The sequence below is a fragment of the Sinomonas sp. genome (assembly GCF_051955515.1).
GTDB lineage: Bacteria > Actinomycetota > Actinomycetes > Actinomycetales > Micrococcaceae > Sinomonas.
In genome coordinates, this window is record NZ_JBQCGQ010000044.1 from 1 (window position 1) to 5,685 (window position 5,685).

A 5,685-nucleotide genomic window follows, 5' to 3' on the forward strand; every position below is an offset into this window, starting at 1 on the left:
CTTCGAATCTCCCATTCCGGTGTCGAAGAGAATGGTGCGCCCGTTGATCTCGACCAGCGGCACATTCTGCTCGAGGACTACGTCGTCGGTTGGCAGGAAGTTCCGGTCGAGCATCTCAACGATGGTGGCAGGGGAGACCCCCTGGAAGTTGTCCCGCGGGTCGCCGAGAGCGAGCGGGCCGTCCGAGAGGACGGTGACTTTGCCCTCGCCGAAGGAGAACGGGTAGAAGTACGGGAGTTTCGATGGGTGGTCGGTCATTTTCAAGCTTCCTTCCTTCGTCAGGCGGCCATCTGCCGCACGCTTCCTCTTCGGGACCTGCGGCGAGCGGCCGCTAGGGCCACCCGTGGCCATGGTTGATGGTCGTGCGAACCTTCGTGCCGCAGGTCTGCCTCGTCGGCGGTTGTGCTTAGATGCTGGTCAAGGGCAGGATGTCGATCCGCTGGCTGGCGTCGAATGCCCGGCGCCCCCCGTCGAGGTCGGAAACGACCCAGATTACGGCTCCGTCCTCGGTGCGCGCGTCGACTCTCGCGGGGTATGGGCGTGCATCTGCACTGTGCACCATGACCCGGTCGCCCGGTTCTGCCCAAGCCCAGCAACCCGGGGGGCGGAGCGGTTCGTTCCGGTCTGCTGGAGCGGACCCTAGGTCGGGCCGACGGGCTTTTGGACGGCTCATGCGGAACCGGCCGGGGATTCGTAGGTCGTCACCTTCCTGGATTCGAGTTGGGGGATGATCGTCCCCGCGCCGAGTTCGAGGAAATGCCGGGTCTGGAGGTGTGCGTCAAAGTCCTCCCGGCCGTTGTATGCCTCGAGGATCACGATCTGCCTTTCGTCTTCGACCCCTCGGAAGAACTCGTATGAGATGTTGCCGGGCTCGGAGCGGCTTGCCGCCGCCATCTCGGAGAGCGTCCCGAGGATCTCCTCGGTGGTCCCTGCCTTGGTCTGATAGCGGGCGATGACGTGGAATGTGCTGCTCATTGAGGCTCCTCTAGCTGGAGGCGGACGGGGTGATGACGGCGCAGCATCCAGCGGGAAGCTGGGAACAGGCCGGGAAACGGACCAGTACGTCGGGGTCGTGGCCGGGGACCACGATCTGCTCGCCATTCCCGGAACGGCTCCGGATCGATGCGAACGCCGCGTACATTGCGGGCAGATCGCTCACTGCGGTGAAAGGCATATCCCGCTCGAGCTCCTCATAGAAGTGGACCGCGTCGGAGGCCAGCAGGACGTCTCGGTCGCCGCCCGCGATACGCACGACTGCCTGCCCTGGGGTGTGGCCGCCCACCTCTTCTGCCTGGATGCCGGGTGCGATACTCGTGCCTCCGGTGAAGAGGTGGAGCCTTCCCTCACTGGCGCAGGCGCGCAGGTAGTCGATCTCCCGCTCTTCCGAGTAGTAGGAGAACTGAGTGTGACGGGCGGCCGGGGAAGTCCAGAACGAATACTCGGATTCGGCCATGTGGACCCTCGCATGGGGGAACAGGCCGAGATTTCCGATGTGGTCGTAGTGGCCGTGGGTGACGACCACGTCCCGGACCTGATCCGGGTCTATGCCCAGACGGGCGAGGGCATCGGACGGATGCATCAGGAGGGTGCGGCCGCGCTTGCGGCCGGCCTCTTCGCTGAAGCCCGTGTCGACGACGACGGTCGATTCATTGTTCTGGATGATCCAGAAGAAGTAGTCGACTGTCGCAGGTCCATCCGGCTCCCCGTAGAGCCCGTAGTTCAGGTAGACGTCGCTGCGCTCGGTCGACCGGGTTCCGATGCGGATGGCGAGGACGCGCCAGCGCGGGGCCGGTTCAGGAGGCTCCATTACCGCCCTCGTGGACTGCGACGGTGGGCTCGATGCCCTCGGCGCCGATCACTTCCCGCCAGGCTTCGAAGCCCGTCTGGAAAGCCACCACGCCGGCCTCGGGCAGGGAGATCTCGATGGCCTCGAGAATCTCCGTCGGTGTAAGGCCGAGGTCGAGGGCGACCCGGATGTGGCTCTGGATGTGTCCCTTCGAGGCGCGCATGACAGTCAGGCTCACAATGAAGATGAGCTCCTTGGTCTTGCGGTCGAGGGTGCGCTGGTCGAGGTATGCGGCGGAGACGACGTGGTTGGCGGCCTGCAGGACGGGGAAGTCGTGCTTGGCCATGACCTTGTGGTAGTCGAGGACATAGCCGCGATCGCGGGCCATGTCGTCGATGTACTCCTGGGGGCTGACAGGGTGGTCGTCGAGCGATTCGAGGGTCATGCGTGGGTCCTTTCGGAGGTCCGGTCCCCGCGCAACGGCCTTCCGCTGCGCTCTTCGTAGTAGCGGACAAGCTCTGTGTGGTCGGGGTGGGGGGTGTCGAGCATTTCCCTCGCCCGCTGCGCTGTCTCCCGCGCCGCAAGGAGGACAGGGGCCTCGGACGAGGTGGAATCGATGAGGCCGCGGGCGATGTTGAGGTCCTTGAGCATCAGGTCCATGGCGAATCCCGAGTCGAAGGTGCCGGTGAGGATGTGCTTGGGGTATTTGACTTCACTGGCCTGGCTGCGTCCGGTGGAGCCGTTGATGACTTCGAGCATCTTGGCCGGGGCGATCCCCATCGATGTCGCTACGGTGAGGGTCTCTGCCGCGGCGGCCAGGTTGGTCGCCGAGAGGAGGTTGTTCAGTGCCTTCGCCGCGTGGCCGCTCCCGGGCGGGCCCACCTGGACGACCGAGGCACCGAGCGGGACGAGATGAGGGAGGGCGCGGTCCACGGCCGAGTCCTCGCCCCCGACCATGATCGCCAGTTCGGCGGTGATGGCCTTGGCGACCCCGCCGGAGACGGGGGCGTCGACGTAGTCGATTCCCATCGCCGCGGCTTCCCTGGCCAGCTCGGTCGTGCTCGCCGGCTCGGAGGAGCCCATGTCGATCACGAGGGAGCCGAGGGCAAGCTGGTTCAGGACGCCGGGCTCCTTCCAGAGCACGTGCTCGACGATGCGGCTGTTCGGAAGCATGAGGATCACGGTGCGGACGTGGGACGGGATGCTCGCCAGATCGGCCAGGGCGGTCGCCCCTGTCTCGGCGGCGACGGCTGCGGCGACCTCCGGGTCGGCGTCGAAGACGAACAGTTCATGGCCGGGCGCGTAGTTCAGCGCCATGGGCCGGCCCATGTTCCCGAGCCCGATGAACAAGGATGCACCCGGCTGCGGTGTCACCATGCCGAGGTGCCTCCATCGATCGTGAGGACGGAACCGGTCGTGAAGCTGGATTCGCGTGCGGCGAGCCAGACGATCGCCTCCGCGATCTCCTCGGGCCGTCCCATCCTGTGCATTGGTGCGCGGCCGTTGAGTTCGTCGAGCAGCGCCTGTGGATCGGGAGCCTCGCTGATCATCTTGTCGAAGTACGGGGAGTTGATCGTTCCCGGTGCGACGGCGTTGACACGGATCCCCTGGTCGACATGATCGAGCGCCATCGCCCGGGTGAGCGCCGAGACCGCGCCTTTCGAGGCGACGTAGGCGGCGCGGTTGGCGATGCCAACGGCGGCCGTGTACGAGGAAGTGTTGACAATCCGGCCGTCGCCGGTCTGGGCCAGGTGCGGGATGCAGTGCTTCGAGCAGAGGAATACGCCCTTGACGTTGACCGCCATGAGGCTGTCCCAGTCCTCTTCGCCGATTTCGGTGACGTTCCCGGGGAGGCCGTAGCCGGCGTTGTTGCAGAGGACGTCGATGCGGCCGAATGCATCGATGACTGCGGCGACCATAGCCTGCACGTCGTCCGAGCTGCTGACGTCGGCACTGACGGCCAAAGCTCCGCTGCCCGCCTGGGCGGCGACCTCCGTGGCTGCGGCCGTGTTGCGGTCCACGACGGCGAGGTGCGCGCCGAGTTCGGCGAATCGCAGGGCGGCGGCTCGCCCGATCCCGCTGCCGGCGCCGGTGACGATGACGGTCTGGTCGGTGAAGTTCATGCTGTCCTCCTTGTGAAGTCGACGATCTGACGGATGACATGGCCCACTCGGAGCTCGTCCATCGCGTGGTTGATCTCCTCGAGTGCCACGGTTCCCGAGATGAGCTTCTCGATCGGAAGGCGCCCCTCGAGGTACATCGTGGCGTAGGCGGCTATGTCCTCTGAGGGAATGCCTGAGCCCATGTACGAGCCGATGATCTGGCGCGCTTCGACCACGAGTTCAAGTGGCGAGATCTCCAAGCGCGCGTTCGGGCTGGGCAGGCCCACGGTCACAGTGCGGCCCCCCGGCCTGGTCAGGGCGATAGCGGTCGTCAGGGCTGCAGGATGGCCCACGCATTCGATGACGGCGTCGAACTTCAGCCCTGCTGCGATGGCATCATCGGGCGTATGGGCCGCGGTGGCGCCGATCTCCAGGGACGTCTCGAGCTTCGAGGGCAGCGTATCGATGGCGACGATCTCGGTTGCGCCGAGCGCCTGGGCGACAAGGGCCGCGGCAAGTCCAACGCCGCCCATACCGATGACGGCGAGCGTCTCTCCCTGCTGCAGCTTGGCGGCGTTCATCACCGCACCGCCCCCAGTCAGCACGGCGCACCCCAGGAGGGCCGCGACGCCGGCGGGCACGCCGGCGGGCACGGGGACTACGGAATGCTTGTCGACGACGGCGTACTCGGCGAACGCCGACACGCCGCCATGGTGGTCGATCGGCTGACCGTGGAAGCGGATACGGCGTCCTCCACGCAGGAGGGTCCCGGCAGCGTTGGCCTTGGTCCCCTCGGTGCACAGTCCCCACCGTGGCGAGGTGCAGGCGCTGCATTTCCCACACCGGGGCATGAACGTCATTGTCACCCGCTGCCCGAGGCTGAACTCGTCACACCCCTCCCCCAGCTGCTCGATGATTCCTGCGCCCTCATGTCCGAGGACCATCGGGACCGCGCACTCGCGAACGCCACTGACACGGGACAAGTCGGAATGGCATACCCCCGCCGCCTCCATGCGCACGAGCAGCTCGTCTGGCCCCGGCGCCTCCAAGGCAAGCTCTGCGACCTTGATAGGCGCCGACTCCTCCCACGGCACAGGCGCTCCGATCTGCTCCAGCACCGCTCCTTTGAACTCCATCGTCCTGCTCCAGTCTCTCCCTCGCGGGAGGTTCGATCTTTAGAAGCTTGAACAAGTATTACTGTATTACCTTTGAAAGGTCCAGTATGCTGAGGGGGCTTCTCTCGTGTATGATCGCCGTACGATGAGAGGAGCCAAAGTGACTTCGGAAGGTATCCGGCGCACTGCTGCGCCACTCCGACAGGAGGTGGTAGCAGCGCTCAGGCGCGCCATCGTGACCTCCGAGTTCAAGCCCGGGGACCGCCTCGTGGAGACCGTCCTGTGCGAGAAGTACGCCGTCAGCAGGACTGTGGTGCGCGAGGCCCTGCGTCAGCTCGAGTCCGAAGGGATGGTAGCCATGGTCCCCAACCGTGGCCCAGAAGTGGCGACCCTGACGCTCCATGACGCCGAGAACCTCTACGAGGTCCGACGGGCCCTCGAATCCTTGGCTGGGACTCTGTTCGCAGAACGGGCAACAGACGCCCAGTGCACCGAGCTCGTGGCCCGTCTGGCAGGCATCAAGGCCGCGGTCGCATCCGATGATCCGGGCGAGAAGCTCGCGGCCAAGGACCGCTACTACGATGTGCTCCTGGAAGGCGCGGGCAACGAGGAGATCGCCCGCATGCTGCGGACGGTGAATGCGCGGACCCAGATCCTCAGAACCCTCTCCTTCGCCGCTCCC

At 65.9% G+C, this 5,685-nt stretch carries 8 protein-coding genes; 1 reads left to right on the top strand and 7 read right to left on the bottom strand.

Annotated features, from left to right (window positions below):
• From ACTHL9_RS02275 to ACTHL9_RS02305, 7 genes are all read right to left on the bottom strand, one after another.
• Positions 1 to 258: hypothetical protein (locus ACTHL9_RS02275; RefSeq protein ID WP_440517048.1), on the bottom strand; the 258-nt coding region annotated here is incomplete at its 3' end.
• A gap of 411 nt (positions 259 to 669) precedes the next feature.
• Positions 670 to 975 (bottom strand): putative quinol monooxygenase, encoded by a 306-nt coding sequence (locus ACTHL9_RS02280; protein WP_440517049.1) that lies wholly within the window; start codon positions 973 to 975, stop codon positions 670 to 672.
• A gap of 10 nt (positions 976 to 985) precedes the next feature.
• Positions 986 to 1,807, bottom strand: a complete 822-nt coding sequence (locus ACTHL9_RS02285; protein WP_440517050.1) for an N-acyl homoserine lactonase family protein — start codon at positions 1,805 to 1,807, stop codon at positions 986 to 988.
• The gene (locus tag ACTHL9_RS02290) at positions 1,794 to 2,231 is read right to left on the bottom strand and encodes a carboxymuconolactone decarboxylase family protein (protein ID WP_440517051.1); all 438 of its coding nucleotides are present in this window, start codon (positions 2,229 to 2,231) and stop codon (positions 1,794 to 1,796) included. Before ACTHL9_RS02290 ends, ACTHL9_RS02285 begins: the two co-directional genes overlap by 14 nt.
• Positions 2,228 to 3,163, bottom strand: a complete 936-nt coding sequence (locus tag ACTHL9_RS02295; protein ID WP_440517052.1) for an NAD(P)-dependent oxidoreductase — start codon at positions 3,161 to 3,163, stop codon at positions 2,228 to 2,230. The genes ACTHL9_RS02290 and ACTHL9_RS02295 overlap by 4 nt, the downstream gene beginning before the upstream one ends.
• A complete protein-coding gene (locus tag ACTHL9_RS02300; RefSeq protein ID WP_440517054.1) occupies positions 3,157 to 3,909 on the bottom strand; it encodes an SDR family oxidoreductase in 753 nt (250 codons plus the stop codon). The genes ACTHL9_RS02295 and ACTHL9_RS02300 overlap by 7 nt, the downstream gene beginning before the upstream one ends.
• On the bottom strand, positions 3,906 to 5,024 hold the full coding sequence (locus tag ACTHL9_RS02305; RefSeq protein ID WP_440517055.1) for an alcohol dehydrogenase catalytic domain-containing protein: 1,119 nt from the start codon (positions 5,022 to 5,024) through the stop codon (positions 3,906 to 3,908). The genes ACTHL9_RS02300 and ACTHL9_RS02305 overlap by 4 nt, the downstream gene beginning before the upstream one ends.
• A gap of 139 nt (positions 5,025 to 5,163) precedes the next feature.
• Here ACTHL9_RS02305 and ACTHL9_RS02310 point away from each other — a divergent pair.
• The coding region (locus ACTHL9_RS02310; RefSeq protein WP_440517056.1) for a GntR family transcriptional regulator at positions 5,164 to 5,685 on the top strand (522 nt) is incomplete at its 3' end.